General features: G+C 52.0%; 16 protein-coding genes and 1 tRNA gene. 8 read left to right on the plus strand and 9 right to left on the minus strand.

What is annotated here, in order from left to right:
* Nucleotides 1-338: 338 nt before the first annotated feature.
* Entirely contained in the window at nt 339-1262 is a 924-nt protein-coding gene (locus L855_RS00080) for an undecaprenyl-diphosphate phosphatase (protein WP_159783016.1), read from the minus strand.
* 348 nt (nt 1263-1610) lie between these two features.
* Here L855_RS00080 and L855_RS00085 point away from each other — a divergent pair.
* Nucleotides 1611-1682, plus strand: a tRNA-Val gene (locus L855_RS00085).
* 53 nt (nt 1683-1735) lie between these two features.
* On the opposite strand, the gene L855_RS00090 is transcribed toward L855_RS00085, so the two are convergent.
* Both L855_RS00090 and L855_RS00095 read right to left on the minus strand, forming a co-directional pair.
* Nucleotides 1736-4504 carry a filamentous hemagglutinin N-terminal domain-containing protein gene (locus tag L855_RS00090; RefSeq protein ID WP_159783018.1) on the minus strand — a complete coding sequence of 923 codons (2769 nt, stop codon included), beginning with the start codon at nt 4502-4504 and terminating at the stop codon, nt 1736-1738.
* A gap of 39 nt (nt 4505-4543) precedes the next feature.
* On the minus strand, nt 4544-5482 hold the full coding sequence (locus L855_RS00095) for a glutathione S-transferase family protein (protein ID WP_159783020.1): 939 nt from the start codon (nt 5480-5482) through the stop codon (nt 4544-4546).
* Between L855_RS00095 and L855_RS00100 the strand changes: the two genes are divergently transcribed.
* The 3 genes from L855_RS00100 (at nt 5481) to L855_RS00110 (ending at nt 9245) form a co-directional block, all read left to right on the plus strand.
* Nucleotides 5481-6116, plus strand: a complete 636-nt coding sequence (locus L855_RS00100; protein ID WP_159783021.1) for a MiaE family protein — start codon at nt 5481-5483, stop codon at nt 6114-6116. The genes L855_RS00095 and L855_RS00100 overlap by 2 nt on opposite strands.
* A gap of 23 nt (nt 6117-6139) precedes the next feature.
* Nucleotides 6140-6499 carry a hypothetical protein gene (locus tag L855_RS00105; protein ID WP_159783023.1) on the plus strand — a complete coding sequence of 120 codons (360 nt, stop codon included), beginning with the start codon at nt 6140-6142 and terminating at the stop codon, nt 6497-6499.
* Nucleotides 6500-6620: 121 nt separating this feature from the next.
* Nucleotides 6621-9245: a GAF domain-containing protein gene (locus L855_RS00110; RefSeq protein WP_159783025.1), complete on the plus strand. Its 2625-nt coding sequence runs from the start codon at nt 6621-6623 to the stop codon at nt 9243-9245.
* Between the two features lie 194 nt (nt 9246-9439).
* On the opposite strand, the gene L855_RS00115 is transcribed toward L855_RS00110, so the two are convergent.
* Entirely contained in the window at nt 9440-9763 is a 324-nt protein-coding gene (locus L855_RS00115) for a DUF2442 domain-containing protein (protein WP_159783027.1), read from the minus strand.
* A 94-nt stretch (nt 9764-9857) separates the two neighbouring features.
* A complete protein-coding gene (gene purB / locus L855_RS00120; RefSeq protein WP_159783029.1) occupies nt 9858-11156 on the minus strand; it encodes an adenylosuccinate lyase in 1299 nt (432 codons plus the stop codon).
* A 137-nt stretch (nt 11157-11293) separates the two neighbouring features.
* On the opposite strand from purB, the gene L855_RS00125 reads away from it, so the two are divergent.
* A complete protein-coding gene (locus tag L855_RS00125; protein ID WP_159783031.1) occupies nt 11294-12340 on the plus strand; it encodes a GAF domain-containing protein in 1047 nt (348 codons plus the stop codon).
* Between the two features lie 91 nt (nt 12341-12431).
* Here L855_RS00125 and trpA read toward each other — a convergent pair whose 3' ends face one another.
* Genes trpA through ndhL form a run of 3 tightly spaced genes read right to left on the minus strand, consistent with a single transcriptional unit; the run spans nt 12432 to nt 13887 of the window.
* Complete coding sequence (gene trpA, locus L855_RS00130) at nt 12432-13226, minus strand: tryptophan synthase subunit alpha (protein WP_159783033.1); 795 nt, start codon at nt 13224-13226, stop codon at nt 12432-12434.
* 8 nt (nt 13227-13234) lie between these two features.
* Nucleotides 13235-13594, minus strand: a complete 360-nt coding sequence (locus L855_RS00135) for a DUF3007 family protein (protein ID WP_159783035.1) — start codon at nt 13592-13594, stop codon at nt 13235-13237.
* Nucleotides 13595-13653: 59 nt separating this feature from the next.
* The gene (gene ndhL, locus L855_RS00140) at nt 13654-13887 is read right to left on the minus strand and encodes an NAD(P)H-quinone oxidoreductase subunit L (RefSeq protein ID WP_159783037.1); all 234 of its coding nucleotides are present in this window, start codon (nt 13885-13887) and stop codon (nt 13654-13656) included.
* A gap of 151 nt (nt 13888-14038) precedes the next feature.
* Here ndhL and L855_RS22100 point away from each other — a divergent pair, with 151 nt between their 5' ends.
* The gene (locus tag L855_RS22100; RefSeq protein ID WP_258719047.1) at nt 14039-14161 is read left to right on the plus strand and encodes a hypothetical protein; all 123 of its coding nucleotides are present in this window, start codon (nt 14039-14041) and stop codon (nt 14159-14161) included.
* 131 nt (nt 14162-14292) lie between these two features.
* Nucleotides 14293-14673, plus strand: a complete 381-nt coding sequence (locus tag L855_RS00145; RefSeq protein WP_159783039.1) for a hypothetical protein — start codon at nt 14293-14295, stop codon at nt 14671-14673.
* Here the strand turns inward: L855_RS00145 and L855_RS00150 are convergent.
* Nucleotides 14670-15032: a hypothetical protein gene (locus tag L855_RS00150; RefSeq protein WP_246198657.1), complete on the minus strand. Its 363-nt coding sequence runs from the start codon at nt 15030-15032 to the stop codon at nt 14670-14672. The genes L855_RS00145 and L855_RS00150 overlap by 4 nt on opposite strands.
* A gap of 281 nt (nt 15033-15313) precedes the next feature.
* On the opposite strand from L855_RS00150, the gene dnaK reads away from it, so the two are divergent.
* A complete protein-coding gene (dnaK, locus tag L855_RS00155) occupies nt 15314-17314 on the plus strand; it encodes a molecular chaperone DnaK (RefSeq protein ID WP_159783041.1) in 2001 nt (666 codons plus the stop codon).
* Nucleotides 17315-17449: the final 135 nt, after the last annotated feature.

Below are 17449 nucleotides of genomic sequence, written 5' to 3' on the forward strand. Positions count from 1 at the left end.
AGCACAATCATCTTCAAGAGATGGCTTTAGCTGTGCCTCCAGAGAGTCTCAACAGACAAGGGGAAATCACTCGTCCGACTGGTCTGGGTGTCGTTGTTGTTTTGGTATAGCAAAAATTGGTCTGAATAAGACAAAAAAACTGGGGAAAAGAAGGCAATAGGCAATAGGCAATAGGTGGGGAAGTCTTTCCCAACTCAGAGTCCTAAGTCAATCTTCGATTGCTATAGGTGTTGCCCAAGCTATCAGAATATTGGATCGCCAAAACTGACACTGAGAGGGCGACCACAGTTCGGCTATCGCTCACCGACCGCAAGGGTTCGCCCCTACGAGAATTGGTATTAAACGACGGTAAAACGTCCTCCGATCGCCCCCCAAGCCACGATAATCGCTAAGACCCAGAGATAATAGGAGAAATAGCGAAATCGGGCTTTATAGAGAAAATTGAGAACAATTTGTAAGGCGACAATCCCCACGCCAGCCGCCACGAGGAAGCCGATAAACATAGGCAGAAACTCGATGGTCAGCGAGTCCGCCTGTATGACCTCAATCAGTTGTAACGCCGTTGCCCCGAGAATGGTGGGGAAGGCAATAAAAAAGCTATATTCAGCGGCCCATTGTCGCTTTAAGCCCACAAATAAGGCAAAGGAAATGGTCATCCCACTGCGGCTGAGGCCGGGCATCAGGGCCAGTCCTTGGCCAATACCGATGACCATAGCAACCCAGGGGGTGATTTGTCGTAAGCCTCGCGGTTGGCGTAACTTGCGATCGGTGTACCAGAGGAGAATGCCGGTAATAGTTAGGGTGACGGAAATCGCTAGGGGATGGGCAAAGACTTCCTTAAACAGCGATCGCATCGGAAAGCCAATTAATCCGGTGACGAACACCGACAGCAAGCCGAGAATGGCCAGACGCAGATAGAGGCGATCGCCCTCTCGTTTTTCTGTGGGAACCAGTAAGGGAGTTAACCCCTTGATATTACCCTGGCCCGATCGCCAATCGGACAGCAATTGACGCAGATCCTGCCACACCTGACCCAGAAAACGGCTGAGACTACGGCGAAACACCACCGCAATGGAAATCAGAGTCCCCACATGGACGATTAAATCGAAAAAAATCATTTCCGCACTTTCGGGTGGGGGTAAACTCGACCCCCGCTGAATTAGCCAATGTTGGGTTAACACCAGGTGACTGGTGGAACTGACTGGGAAAAACATAAAAATGCCTTGGATGATTCCCAGGAGGATGGATTCAAAGATGGTCATAGAAGGGAACGGGGAACAGGGAACAGGGGGAGAAGGCAGTAGGCAAGAGGCAAGAGGCAAGAGGCAAGAGAACCACGGAGTCACAGAGGACACAGAGGAAGAGTAGGGGATGGCACGTGGGGCGATCGCATCTCTTTTTGTCTTATTTGTAGTGACTTGGTTTTGGTTGAAAACTTTTACATACAGGAGTTTGGGTCATAGAATACTTATTTTAGATTGTTTACTTTTGGGGGTTTAGTTAAAAAAACTTTTCCCATGGGGATCGGTTGACCCCAAAGTCTGATATGATACTAAACCGTTGCTCAGATGATGCCTGTAAGTGGTCAACTTCGCAACATCCCCACCTAGGGGCGGTTAGCTCAGCGGTAGAGCGCCTGCCTTACAAGCAGGATGTCACTGGTTCGATCCCAGTACCGCCCATTTTGCATCTGTTATAGCCCTTCACGCCAACGGTTGGTTGGCATCGGGAAACTCTACTGAGGGATTCGCTCGCCCACGAGCCTGGGCGTTCCTTGGTCATCAAATTGTAAGGCCTGTGCTTCGACGAGTCGGGGTTGTGGGCTTGGAGTCCCCGGCTGGGGCAGTTCCGTGGAGGGGTCGGGCAAGGCCTGGATATCTTCCCAAACGGACAACTCTGTGGCGGGTGTCCAGGGAGCTTGGGGTAATCCTCTCTGGCCCGTGATGATAAAGCGACTCTCCCCCGTACTGCAATTGGATACCATGACTAAGTTGGTTAAGGGGTCGGGTAGAGACATCAAGGCAGCGGAAAAGTTCAGATCCGGACTGTTGATGCTGACGTCGCCACTAAACTCTGGGCCGAGGAGGGAACTGGCGGTGATATCACTTCGGTCTGTTGGCGAGTCCCGAAATTGAAGACCGAAAATGCCCTCTGCATTAATGCGAACCTGTCCGCCGCGACCTTCGAGAGCATTGGCGGTGATATTACTGTTTTCCAATCCCACCAGGGTCCCCGTGGTGAGACTGATATTGCCCCCGTCAGCGGTTCCGGCATCGGTATTGATGCTACTGCCGTTGCGTAGTTGTAAATGCTGCGATCGCACCTGGATATTGCCCCCCGGCCCTGATGCCGTCTGGGCATTAAACGCACTCCTGCTATCTAACACAATCTCACGAGCCGTTACCTCTAAGTTCCCGGCGGGCCCCTGTCCGAAACTACGAACATCAAAGAGGGCCTCATCACGCAGGACAATGCGATCGCTCCAGACCTGAATATCCCCAGCAGCTCCCGTGGTGTCTGGGCGAATACCTTGGGGATCTGGGCGTCCTGAGGTTGAGGTGAGTCCGCTTGTTGAGCCAAAGATGGGGGCTTGGCCCAATAAATAGATCTCGTTGGCCGTGACTCTTAAGCGTCCTCCATCCGCCGGCCCGAAGGTTTCTGTGGATAACCCGGCTCCATCTTGAAGAATTAAACGGGGGGTGTAGAGGGTCACATTCCCAGAGGGAAAGCGGCCAAAGGTGGCGGCACTAATGCCACTGCCGAAGCTTCCATCCTCGGATAATCCAGTCAGTTCAACGGATTCTCTAGCTTCAATGGTGATGTTGCCCCCCCGACCCCCTTCTCTCACCAGTTGGTTAGCCAAAAAACCGCCACTGTTAGAGGCAATCGTGCCACCCGCTGCTCCCCTCAGATGAGTCGTGACCAAATCAATATCACCGGCGGTCCCAGTTCCCAAGAGGGAGTTGCTGAAAATCCCTGTGGGAATGAAGGCCTCGGCACGAGTGTTCATCAGGTCAACCCTCTCCTGGGCCTCAATGGTGATCTGACCGCTATCTCCATCGCCAAAGGTGGCCCCTGCTAAGACCCCACCGTCACGGAGGCTGAACCGGTTGGTGTTGACGCGGATATCAGCGGCTGACCCCCGACTATTGGGAAGCGTGAGGCTTAAAATACCAGATTCATGCACATCTAGGGTTCCCCTAACATCAAAGGTGAGCTGTCCCCCTTGGGCTGACTCAAACACCGCCTGATTGATGATTGAGCCTTGCTGGAGGTTAAGATGGACATCGGTCATCAGGTGAATATCCCCAGCAGTACCCGAAACGGCCTGGGAAAAGATCCCAGTTATGACCTCTCCCGGTTGCAGGAGATCCCCGGCCATGGCAGCTAAATACTGATTGAACCCCTCAAAACCGCTGCCAGTTAGGGTGATTCCTTCGCTGGCCTCAAGGATCATATTGCCTCCTTGTCCGCCGTCACGGACTTGACTGACCACGGCGGCGTTATCTCTAAGGTTGAACTGTTGCGTCTGAATCCGCACATCAGGACCATTCAGGGAGATGATGCGAGACCCCCCTTCTAAGTCAACCCGAGTCTGCATCTCGATAGCAATCGTCGCCCCGGTTCCCCCTGAGAAAGGTTCTAAGAGGGGTTGAGAGAGAATCTGCGCCCCATCGGTCATCTCCAGGCGATCGCCCAGTAGGCGAATCTCCCCTCCCTCCAGAGATGCTCCCTGAGTTAACTCAATCGTTCCCAAAGAGGTCGCCGCAACGTCTGCCACCCGTCCTTGGCCATCGAGATTCACCAAAGTTCCCGGGCCAAAACTGCCCAATTCCAAGGCGTGGGGCGAACGCACCTGTCCCTTGGGCTGAGCAAAGCCGAGAGCACCCGTCACCTGCACCCCTCCCCCCAACAGGCTCAGTTGAGCGGCCTCTAACCCCCTCACCCCAGAGCGATTGACAATTGGCCCAGGGGTTTCGCCAAACTGAAGGCCAATGGGAACCGATAGGCTTAATAGGGGAGCATCTTGGGCGGCGGAGGTTCCCCAAACGCTGCCATCGGAAAACTGGATCTGTTCAGCGGTGGTGGCGAGAAAGGCCCCGCCGATGGACAACTGAGCGGTTTCGCCAAAGTGAATGCCATTGGGGTTGATGAGGATGAGATTGGCGGTTCCGTTGGCACTGAGTTGTCCATCGAGTTGAGAGAGGTTCGACCCTGTGACGCGGGTAATAATCGTTTCAATGGTGGAGGCGTTGTTAATGTGAACCTCAAGAGATTCGGGAATGGAAAACTCTTGGAAACTATGGAAGAGATTATCTCCTCGCACCGTTCCCCCCTCAATGCGAATCTGATTGCCCTCGGGAACTAGGCGGGAGTTGTCCGGTAGGCTGTTATCTGGGCGAAGTTGTGACAAGCTCGGAGTTGGGCTGAGGTAATGCAGGATGACGACAGTTGCCAAGAGTTGCCGCCAATAGATGCTGTCCCTGGACGGGTTACGCGTCATGGATGCGTTGTTGCGGATTATTAATGAACTTGATGAACGTCATATCGATAAGGGCAGTTCAGGGCCCACGGGAACGATGCCGGTGGGATTGATACCCTCATGACTGCGATAGTAATGAGCCTTGATATGCTCAAAATTGCAGGTGTCTTTGATGCCAGGATGATGATAGATCCGTTTGACGTAGGCCCAGAGTTGGGGATAGTCCCAAATATGGCGGCGGTTGCATTTAAAATGACCGTAGTAGACGGCATCAAAGCGAATTAGAGTGGTAAATAGGCAAATGTCGGCTTCCGTGAGGCGATCGCCACAGAGATAGTCCTGTTCCTGCAAAACCAACTCCCAATCATCCAACGCCGCGAACAGCTCGTCGACGGCTTCCTCGTAGGCCCGTTGAGTGGTGGCAAATCCTGCCCGATACACGCCATTATTAATGGGCTGGTAGATCGCGTCAATGGTCTGATCAATGCGCTCGTGAAGTTCCGGGGGGCAGAAATTGCGATCGCCATCATCCGGGAAAAACCCCTGATCGAGCATCCGAATAATCTCACGGGATTCGTTGTTGACGATGGTCTGCTGCTGTTTATCCCATAAAATAGGAACTGTGACCCGGCCCGTCATCTGAGGATCGACCTTGAGATAGAGATCTCGAACATAGACAGTTCCATTGACGGTATCGGGGAGACAGCCGGGGGCCTGTGAGAAGAACCAACCGTCTTCTCCCATGTAAGGATCGACCACAGACAGACTAATAGCTTGCTCTAACCCCTTTAATGCCCGCATAATCAACGTGCGATGGGCCCAGGGACAGGCATAACTCACATAGAGATGATACCGTCCTGCCTCGGGAGTAAAGCCCTGTTTTCCATCCTGAGTAATCCAGTGGCGAAAGCGAGTGGGGGGACGGAGAAATCGCCCCTGTTCGTCGTCTTGCTGACGCTGACTGGTCCATTGTCCATTCACCAATTGTCCCAAGGCCATGATTTTTGCTCCGCAACAGTCTGATACGAGATTCGCTGATACTACGAGACTACCGAGTATTAAGTTCCTTGAGCAACCCACCTCGGATGCCTGGATTGAGCAGGCGATCGCCCATCTGGATACAATACTCCTGGATCACTCCCATTGTGAACGCAAGGCGGCGGCCAATGCTCTGAATTTAATGTGTCGCTATCCTTCGGATGGGCCGCTATTGCGGGAACTGACGCGGTTGGCAGAGGAGGAACTGGACCATTTTCGGCAAGTGAATGACATTTTACAGGAACGGGGGATTCCGTTGGCTCCGTTGAATGCGCCTCCCTATGCCTCCGAGCTCAAGCGGCAATTGCGCCACAATGAACCGGAGCGTAAACTAGACTTATTATTGGTATCGGGGTTGATTGAGGCGCGATCGCATGAACGGTTAGGCTTGCTCGCGACTCATCTGCCGGAGCCTCCCTTAGCGGAGTTCTACCGCAGCTTAATGGCATCGGAAGCCCGTCACTATGGTATCTTCTGGATTTTAGCCACCCACGAGTTTCCCCGAGATGTCGTCAACAGCCGTCTCAGAGAACTGGCTCAGGTGGAGTCGGAGATTTTAGCCACCTTGCACCCTGAACCTCGCATTCATAGTTAGGCAATTTCCTGGGCTTGTTCTTTGTGAGTTCACCACCTCCCAACCCTCCCAAGCGAGACTCCCTGGGGCAACTCAGTCCTGAACAAGAGCGACAAGTCCAACGTTGGCAACAGATGGCGGCCCCCCGGTCTTCCCCAACCCAATCCCCCCCAAACAGGAGGATTCCCTGGCGTCTAGTGGCGTGGGGATTAGGGATTTGGGCGAGTTTACTGCTCGCGGCGATCGCCGCCTTTTTGCTGTTGAGTCATCCTCGGTATGTGGGGGGGAGTTCGGAGGAACCACGCGATCGTCCCTCTCCTTGGATGGGGGTGGTGATTGTCGTCAGTTGTGTGGGAGGGAGTCTGTTGCTAGGGCGGTGGTTGGAGATTCAGCAGCGACGGTAAACAGATCTCTAGGCAGGCAATCCGGACATTCTGGTGGGACCTGGCCGACATCTCGATTAGAATGAGGTTAATCTGTGTAAAGCTGCCGTTAAATTTCACCTTGAGCTAGGCGATCGCCATCATGAATTTCCCGAATGCGGGCAATATTTTGACTACACTCATTCAAGGAGATGGAGTTGGAGGGTTGGCCCGCCGTGTTGAAGGCTTAGAAGCCCATCAATTCATTACGTTGCTGGATTTCATCACCGCAGAATTTCAGCAGTATACTCGGGCGATCGAATTTCTCAACGACAGCACTCTAGAAACCATCCTAGAGGAACTTCTCGATGCCTTCACCCTCAAGATTGGACAAATCTTAAAAGCTGAACGCACCACAATTTTTCTCCTCGATGGCGATCGCCAGCAGCTTTGGTCAAAAGTGACCCTCGCGGATGGCACATCCAAGGAACTCCGTCTCCCCTCCAATGTGGGGATTCTCGGACAAGTGGCCAGCACTGGACAAGGAGTTACCGTCGCCACGCCTCAAGAGCATCCTCTGTTTAACAAAGAAGTGGATGAATTTTCCGGCGATCGCGCCTATAACTTGCTCTGTGCGCCAATTTTTAGTAGTAAGAACAAGGGTCAAGTGATGGCCGTTGTTCAGTTACTTAACCAACAAGAACAGCAAAAGTTTTCTGAAGAAGATTTAAGCACCTTTGAAAACTTCTCCGACACCATTGGCATCATCCTCGAAAGTTGCCAATCCTTCTATCGAGCGGCCCAAAACCAGCGAGGAGTTTCTGCTTTACTCAATGCCACGACCTCTCTCGGACAAAGTCTCGATTTAGAAACAACCCTAAAAACCGTCATGGATCAGGCTCGGCAATTGCTCAAAGCCGACCGAAGTACTCTGTTTTTATTAGCCGAAGATAGTCGAGAACTTTGGACTAAAATTGCCAAAGCTGACGGTAAAACCATGATGGAAATCCGTATTCCCAGCAACAAAGGAATCGCGGGCTATGTTGCGTCTACCGGCAAACCTCTCAATATTTCCGATGCCTACGAAGACCCCCGTTTCGACCCCTCCACCGACAAAAAAACTGGCTACATCACCCGCAATATCCTCTGTATGCCCGTCTTCAACTCCGAAGGTGACCTGATTGGCGTCACCCAACTCATCAACAAACATCAGGGCAGCTTTACTCAAGCCGATGAATTTTTCATGGAGGCCTTTAACATTCAGGCAGGAATTGCCCTAGAAAATGCCAAACTGTTCCAAGATGTTAACGTTGAAAAGCAATATCAAAAAGATATCCTTCAAAGCCTATCTGATGCAGTCATCTCGACGGATATGCAGGGTAAGATTGTCACCATCAATGAAGCCGCATTAGAACTGCTGGGTTGTCCCATTAAATCGGAGTCCGGGAAATATCATCAACAGGTATGGGAGGAGAGTTTAATCGGCTGTTTTGTTTGGGAAGCCATCCCCATTGAAAGTTTAAAGTTCCGTCTTGAAGATAGTTTATCCCATGCTGCTCGCCATTATGTCCCTGAACAGAGTGTTGTTTTAGGAATTTATACGGTTTCCGAAGAGAATATCCTGGATGAAACTGCTATTGAACCGGATATTGAGACCCTAGAAAAGGATATTGACCAAATTGAATTTCCCCTTTATTTACTCGCCACTCTAGAAACTGAAGAACCTGAAACCTATCGAATTTGGTATGGTACGACCTTAAAGCATATCAAACATCCAACTCGCCTTCCTAAAGATAAAGTCTCCTCCGTCGAACGAAGCATTAATTTAACCGTCACTCCCCTAACGAATCCAGAAGGAGGGGTACGCGGAGGGTTAGTCGTTTTAGAGGATATTAGCCGTGAGAAACGCATGAAAACGGCGATGTATCGTTATATGACTCCTAATGTAGCCGAACAGGTGATGGCATTGGGGGAAGATGCGTTAATGGTGGGAGAACGCAAAGATGTCACCATTCTCTTCTCAGATATTCGCGGCTATACCACCATGACCGAAAACTTTGATGCGTCGGAGGTGGTGACGCTTCTCAATCAATACTTTGAGACGATGGTTGAGGCGGTGTTTAATTTTGAAGGAACCCTCGATAAGTTTATTGGTGATGCCTTAATGGCAGTGTTTGGGGCCCCCCTTCCCTTGACGGAAAATCATGCTTGGATGGCGATTCGTTCTGCGTTAGATATGCGTCGCCGTTTGGCGGAGTTTAATCAGCAGCGAATTATCAAAAATCAGCCTAAAATCCAGATTGGGATTGGTGTTAGTTCCGGGGAAGTGGTATCGGGAAATATCGGGTCTCAAAAACGCATGGATTATACAGTAATCGGCGATGGTGTGAATTTAAGTGCTCGCCTAGAAAGTCTAACTAAGGAATATGGCTGCGACATTATTATTAGCGAATATACCTATAATCTCTGTGCTGATCGCATTTGGGTTCGAGAAATTGATAAGATTCGCGTCAAAGGCAAGAAAACCGCCAGTAGTATCTATGAGCTGATTGACGTTAAAAGTAATGATTTAAACCGAGAAACCACGAAGTTTTTACTTTTATATAAAGTGGGGCGAGAAGACTATTTGGAGCGCAATTTCGAGCAGGCGATCGCCTGTTTTGAGGCGGCATTAAAGCTTCGTCCCAATGACAGACCTTCGCAAATTCTCCTAGAAACATCGCGAGAATATCTACGTCATGAACCGCCGCCAGACTGGGATGGGGTGAGAACCATGACTCATAAATAGGCTACCATTGATTGTCATTAGTTTCCGGGGTTGAGACACCTGTTTTTTTCGAGTGCTCTGGCGTCTTAACAGGGTGCATCTCACTTTTGCGATCACTTCAGATAACCCACCCCTGCCCCTCCCAGGAGGGGATTTTTCAAATATTTCCCCTCCTGGGAGGGGTGCGCGATAGCGCGGGGTGGGTTCAAACTTGCCTAACTGAGATGCACCCTCTTAACAGGTATTAGTGGGTTGAAAAATCCTTGACTCGATGTCATTGTTGGCAGTTCCAGGGGTTGATTCGTCAGAAGATGATAAAGGACATCGGGATCTAAATCTGCCCCATTTTCCCAATAGACTGTTCCCCAGTCGGGATTCACCTTCACTGTTGCAAAGTAATTGGGATCTTGAAGGGGAGCGAACACGCCTGTAAAGTCAATTAACTGGCGTACCTGTACAATTCCCTGAACACCATCTTCAAAATGAATCCGAAGTTGGTAGTTCTCAAGAGGTTCAACAGCGACAATGTCTTGCAGCATAAGGCTCAATCATAGCTGCTGGGATTGAGACACTCGGTTTCTGGGAGAAACCGGGTGTCTAGATGAACTACCAACGGCTGATTTCCGGCATTCCCTAGATGTTCAAGCGTTGATAGACTTGATCGAGATTGCGCAGATGATATTGAGGATCGAAACACTCATCCACCTCGTCTGGGGTGAGATGTTGCGCTACCCGAGGATCTTGACTAATTAACTTGCGAAAATCCCCATTGGGTTGATTCCAAGCACTGTGAGCGCAAGACTGGACGATCGCATAGGCATCTTCCCGACTCAAGCCTTTCCCCACCAGGGTTAATAACACTCGCTGGCTGAAAATCACTCCGCCATAGAGGTTCATGTTGCGTAGCATATTCTCGGGATACACCAGTAGATGCTTCACTAACTCCGTGGTTTCATGGAGCATGAAATGTAACACAGTGCAGGAGTCTGGCAGAATCATGCGTTCGACGGAACTATGGGAAATATCCCGCTCATGCCAGAGAGCGACATTTTCCAAGGCGGCGACGGCATTTCCCCGAATCACCCGCGCTAACCCTGACAGCCGTTCAGAACGGATGGGATTGCGTTTATGAGGCATGGCTGAAGAGCCTTTTTGGCCTTTGGAGAAGTATTCCTCCACTTCTAAAACATCCGTGCGTTGTAGGTTGCGAATCTCCACGGAGAATCGTTCTAGAGAGGCGGCAACAAGGGCCAACGCCTGTACAAATTCTGCATGGCGATCGCGGGAAATGACCTGAGTGGAGGCCATATCCGGTTCTAACCCCAGTTTCTGACAGGCTAAGGCCTCAATACGAGGGTCTAAATTCGCATAAGTCCCCACCGCGCCGGAGATTTTACCCACCGCCACCGCTTGACGCACTGCCACCAGGCGATCGCGATGACGCAGCATTTCCGCCAACCAACCGGCTAACTTAAAGCCAAAGGTAATCGGTTCAGCGTGAATCCCGTGGGAACGGCCCACCATTACCGTATGGCGGTGTTGTTGCGCCTGATAGCGGATAGCCTGGATCGTATCTTCGAGTCGCTGCAACAAGACATTGGTACTGGCCACCAACTGCAACGCCAGAGCCGTATCCAGCATATCGGAACTGGTCATCCCCAGGTGGATATAGCGCCCCGCATCACCGACATATTCATTGACGTTGGTAAGAAAGGCAATTACGTCATGACGGACTTCGGCTTCAATTTCTAAAATGCGCTCTGGCTCAAAGTCGGCTTTGGCTTTGATCTCCTCCACCGCTTCAGTGGGGATATAGCCAAGTTCCGCTTGCGCCTCACAAACGGCAATTTCAACTTGCAGCCAAGTTTGGTATTTATACCGATCTGTCCAAAGGTCGCCCATTTCGGGCAAAGTATATCGTGCGATCGACATCCGCCATTTAACGTAATTACAACCTTTCTATTGTACGACGGCTCGTGTAACCTGCTAATTATGAACCCCCAACCCCCACAGTCGGTCAGATCACAAGGGATAATTAAACCACATCAGGTGTCACAATGAGGTTGGATATGCCAGATCGCCCTAATTCCCAAAAATCCGTGTCCCCCAATTCTGATCGTCCCGTTGCAGCTCAACACCTTAAAGCCCTACGACGGGCGATCGCCGCTCAAGAAGAACTAATCTCCAGTGCCTATGCCACGCAACGGGCGGCGCGGGGGCAGTTGATGCTCAAGTCGATTCTACTAGAGATCGTCCAAGTTTTTAGCCGTTTGACGGCGGCCGAGGAGGGCAGTGTCTTTCTGCTCAATAACGAGGGAGTGGTGATTGAAAGTATTCTGGCACGGGGCGCGACGATGCGAGAACTCAAACGCAACCTCATCGGACAAGTTTTAGATCAAGGGTTAGCGGGATGGGTAATGAAACGCCGCCGTTTAGGCATCATTGATGACACAGAGGCCGATGAACGGTGGGTGACGTTAGCCTATCAACCCTATCAGGTGCGATCGGTGCTTTGTATCCCCATTTTCAAAGCCAAGCATGTCTGTGCGGTGGTGACGCTGATGCACCCGAATGTGGCCCATTTTAGTCACCTGGCGATTTTGCGCTATATGGATGTTGTGGCCTCTGTGGTGGGGCTAGTGTTGGATAATGTGCAACAAAAAATTGAACTCACGGAAGTCAATGACTTGCACGCGATCGGTTCGAGTGAGTCGGTTCCCATTTCTGATCCGTCTTCTGAGTCTTCAGGAGGGAGTCCATCACCCTCCCCAGACATGGTAAACACAGAACTGACGGAAACGGGGGTTTATATTATCACCGGGGACGGGAAGTTCCTCTATGCAAACCCTCGCTTCGCCCATATGTTTGACTACCGGCTTGAGGATTTGGTGACTCTGGATTCAATGTTTGAGTTAATCTGTGCCGATAGTGGCGATCGCCTTCTCCAGGATATTAAACGCTGTCTCAATCGAGAAATTCGCAGTTTTAGCGGGCCCTGTAAGGGACGCGGCAAACATGGCGACAGTATCCCCCTTATCCTAGAGGGTAATCTGACTCGTTTCTACGGCAAGCCCGCCATTGTTGGAACTCTACAACGGGGTAGTCCTAATAAATAGGCAAGAGGCAAGAGGGGAACCACGGAGTCACAGAGGACACAGAGGGAGAAGCCTCCCTACTGCCTACTGCCTACTGCCTCTTGCCTTCTTCTTACGAAATCGCCTGCTTCAACTCTTGACAAAACTGCTCTATCTGTGCTAACCCTTCTGCTGCCGTCCCTTGACTGAGACGCTTGACGAAGGCACTGCCACAAATGGCCGCATCTGCCCCCCAGTCTTTCATTTGGCGGGCGTGTTCTGGTTCCGAGATGCCGAAGCCGACGCCGATGGGTTTGTCGGTGACAGCCCGCAGTTGGGGAATCAACTCCTTAACGCGATCGCTGACTTGGGTGCGCGTTCCGGTAACGCCCGTCACGCTCACCAGATAGATGAACCCTTGGGACTTTTGGGCGATCGCCATAATCCGTTCTTTGGGGCTAGTGGGGGCCACCAGCAACACCACTTCTACCCCAACCGCCTCGGCACAATCCATCAAAAACTGAGACTCTTCTAAGGGTAAATCAGGAACCACTAACCCCTTCACCCCCGCTTCAGCAATGGATTTGAGGAAGGCTTCGATGCCCCGATGGAGAATCGGGTTGTAATAGGTAAACAGAACAATCGGGGCGGAAATCTCCGGGCCAACCTTACGCACCACATCCAAGACATCGTCGAGTCGGACACCTTGTTTTAAGGCCCGTGTCGCCGCCGCTTGAATGGCGGGGCCATCGGCGAGGGGATCAGAATAGGGAACCCCCAACTCGATGATATCCGCACCACTGCGATCGAGAACCCGTAGGGCCTCAGCCGTTGTTTTTAAATCCGGATCTCCGGCAGTAATGAAGGGAATTAAGGCACATTGCCCCGCTTGACGTAGGCTTGCAAACGACTCAGAAACCGATTTCATGGAATTATTCAACAAGGATCAGAAGAAGATTTTGGGGAGGATGTCTCTGGGGAGGATGTCTCTGGGGACAACTCCAACTCATCGAGATCGGCTAGGAGGTGATCGCGTTCTTCAGGAGTCATGGTTTCCCAGCGTTTCTCAATCACCGACTGGGTATAGTCCCGAAGCTGTTGGTGATAAGTCATATTGCTGGTAGCGAAGCGAAACAAATAGGTCGCCACCCAGCCAATCAAGCCCGAAATGAGAAGCACCTGACTCCAGATTCCCGCCGAGGCTGAATCCAGCCCCACCTGTTGCAGAACCAGATAGGCGGCACCTCCGGCAATAAAGACACCAAACCCGATCGCAAGTGCATCAATTCGTCGCATAGGGTTCGTCAGATTGTTCAGCTTGATGGGGAGTGAAGCCTAAAGGCGTCACAGGGGGATTAAAGATTGAGTTCACGCTTTTGGGGACGGAAGTTGAGGAACAGCCCCCAGATAATCATGCCCGGGAAGAACATGAAGACAAAGAAGTACATGATAAACCGTTCGATTGAGCCGGCCACATACCAACGGTTCTGGAGATAAAAATAGATTCCCAGGGGAACCACGAGTAGATAGGTTCCGGCTAAACCGAGATACAAGGCGAGTGCAAGCAATTCTGGGGTCAGCGAAATCATTCCTAAAGTCCTAGTGCTGAGTGTATTGGCTCGCTATCAGTTTACCCCATGAGGGTGCGATCGCCCCATGGGATGGGGCCAAGCCACCAGAATTTCCCAGACGAGATACAGTAAGTTTGGCAATCGAGATCAGTTACCCAGGAGGGATTCTATGGATATCAAAACTGCCCTACTCGCACTCACCCCCGTGTTCGTGGTGTTGTGTCTGTTTTTCGGCACTCGTAACGGCTTTTACGACTCCGATAACTATCATGGCAACGGATCAGCCCATTAAGGCTGCTTCTCGTCAGGACTGAGTTTCCCTAGCCATAACAATCCCCAGAGAGAGGCGATCGCGCATCTCTTTGGGGGTTTGCGGTAAAATCTGCCCCAAGGCGATCGCGCCCCGATGGGCCCCAATCAACCATGAAACCGAAATTCAAGAGCGAACTCGCATGGCAACAGGCACAACTGTTAATGCAACCGGCATTAATCCGCGTCGTGGATAACATCCGCAAACGTCTCGAACAAACCTCCTGGAAAGCCACCTACCAAGAAACCCAGGTTCCGGTTCCCGGCTATCAACTGCTGCTCGAACTGGGCGATCGTCAAAAAACTCTCGACATCTGGGAACTCTGCTACCGCGTCTGTTTCCGAGATTATATCCCCACCGAAAGCCCCGAACAAGCTTGTGAAGTCGACATCGACACCAGCCTCATTGACGAGGGAGACGTGGACTGGGAACGACTCGACGAAAAAGCCCGAACCGTCACCCATTTAGTTTTAGCCGATCTTCCCAAAGGTTAGCCCCGAGACGGACCTGACGAGTCCGATGGTTGGGCTTCGAGATGAGCCAACAGGGTTTTCAGCCGCATCCGAGGAATATAGGGCCAGCCCCCTTCCGACTCAATTTCCCGCAGAAATGAGTACAAAGCCCGGCGAGTATCCGGCAAAGCGGGGCGAAACTCTTGCTCACAAATCTCGCGGTGGAGGGATTCGAGTAGCCGCAAGAGATCAAGCAATGCTTCTGGATTCCCCTGACAGCCCTGGGCCACCTCCCGCACCACCTGTTGCACCTCATCCAAAGTCTCAGAACCCGGAGAACCCGTCGAGGGCGATGTTGGCTGCACATCCTGAAATTGTCTGTCTTGAGACTCTTGCACCATAAATGCTCTTTGAATCCGGCCATTAGAATCAGGGAATCCCTCCCGATAATACCTGATTCTGGGTCATCGATTGGGGGAAAGGAGAACTGGGAACTTGTACCATGTGACGCCAATGGAGTATCCTCTGATGCCCCCATCCTAGCGGTTTCCCCCAGGATTTTGAGCGATCGCGCCGCCAGAGCCTGTCCGCGCCGCGATAAAATATGAAAACTGTGGGGGTCGTACAATGAACCCCCCCCTAAACTAGACCTGAGAATCGACGAGGAGATAGCAAAAGCATCATGGGAAGAGTCGTCGGCATTGACCTAGGCACCACGAACTCAGTTGTCGCTGTTATGGAAGGCGGCAAACCCGTCGTCATCGCCAATGCAGAAGGAATGCGGACGACCCCTTCAGTGGTGGGGTTCAGCAAGGACGGAGAACGGCTCGTGGGGCAGCTAGCACGTCGTCAGACCGTCCTTAACCCGCAAAATACCTTTTATTCCATCAAACGCTTTGTGGGGCGCAAATACAGCGAACTAGACCCCGTCTCAAAGCGAGTGCCCTATACCATCCGCCGCGATGACTTTGGCAATGTCAAAATCGCCTGTCCGCGCATGAGACGGGATTTCGCCCCCGAAGAACTCTCAGCCATGATTCTGCGGAAACTGGCTGATGATGCCCAACGGTATCTCGGGGAAGACGTGACGGGGGCGGTGATTACCGTTCCCGCTTATTTCAATGACGCCCAACGCCAAGCTACCCGCGATGCTGGGCGCATTGCTGGGTTGGAGGTGAAACGGATTCTCAACGAACCCACGGCAGCGTCTCTGGCCTATGGCTTAGATCGGGCCGAGAGTCAAACCATTTTGGTGTTTGACTTGGGGGGAGGAACCTTTGATGTCTCGGTGTTGGAAGTCGGCGATGGTGTATTTGAAGTCAAAGCCACCAGTGGCGATACGCAACTGGGGGGGAATGACTTTGATGAAAAAATTGTGAATTACCTGGCTGAACAGTTCCTCGAAACCGAGAAAATTGACCTACGGCGCGATCGCCAAGCCCTACAACGCCTCACAGAAGCCGCCGAGAAAGCCAAAATCGAACTCAGTGGCGTGGGCGTCACCGACATCAACCTCCCCTTCATCACCGCCACCGAAGAGGGGCCGAAACATATCGAAACCCGTCTCAGTCGCGGTCAATTTGAAGGACTTTGTGGCGACTTACTGCGTCGTCTGCGGCTACCGGTAAAACAGGCCGTCATTGATGCTGGGTTACATCCCCGACAAATCGATGAAATCGTCCTGGTGGGTGGTTCAACGCGAATGCCCATGGTGGAGGATTTGGTGCGCAATCTCATCCGCAAGGAACCGAATCAGAACGTCAACCCCGACGAAGTGGTGGCCATTGGCGGCGCGATTCAGGCGGGAATCCTCGATGGAGAAATTGCCGATGTCTTATTACTCGATGTCACCCCTCTCTCCGTAGGCTTGGAAACCGTCGGTGGAGTCATGAAAAAGCTGATTCCTCGCAACACCACCATTCCCGTACGGCGATCGGATATCTTCTCAACCTCAGAAAACAACCAAAGTCAAGTTGAGATTCATATCACCCAAGGGGAACGGGAGATGGCCGCCGATAACAAATCCCTCGGCCGCTTTAAGTTAACCGGGATTCCCCCAGCCCCGCGAGGCGTTCCCCAAATTCAGGTGGCCTTCGACATCGATGCCAACGGCATTTTACAAGTCAGCGCCCTCGATCGCGCCACCGGACGAGAACAAAGTATCACCGTCCAGGGGGCCTCAACCCTCAACGAAGCGGAAATCCAAAACGCCATCCGTCAGGCGGACAAATTCGCCGAAACCGATCGCCTACGTCGAGAAAAAGTCGATCGCCGCAACCGCGCCGAAGCCCTCGCCGCCCGCGCCGAACGAGAATTACGCTCCGTCGCCCTAGATTTTGGCCTCTCCTTTGCCCAAGGCACTCGCCGCCGCGTTGAAGCCCTAGTGCGGGAACTCCGAGATAGTCTCGCCCGCAATGATGAACGAGGCTTAGACTTAGCCTCCGCCAGTTTGCAAGATGCCCTCTACGAACTCACACGGGAAGTCTCGGAATACTCCCTAGACGCTAAAGGCGACGGCTTTTTCGACAATATCCGGCGCACCATTGTCGGCGATGACGATCCCAATTATGGCTTTGAGGAACGCCGCCCCACCCGTCGCAGTCCCCCCCCCGATCGCATCTCCCGGATGTCTCGCACCAATGCCTATGATGAAGATTGGGGCGACGACGATGATTGGTTCTAAACCAATCCCGGGCAAGCAACCACAAGGGACTGCCCCGACGCAGTTTCTCCCTCTTACCATCCCCTCTATCACAGGGCTGAGGGTGCACAGCTGAGGGGGGGTCATGCTAGCTTACCGTCTCCCCCCTACTGCCTA

Origin of the sequence: Sodalinema gerasimenkoae IPPAS B-353 (assembly GCF_009846485.1) — a bacterium.
GTDB lineage: Bacteria > Cyanobacteriota > Cyanobacteriia > Cyanobacteriales > Geitlerinemataceae > Sodalinema > Sodalinema gerasimenkoae.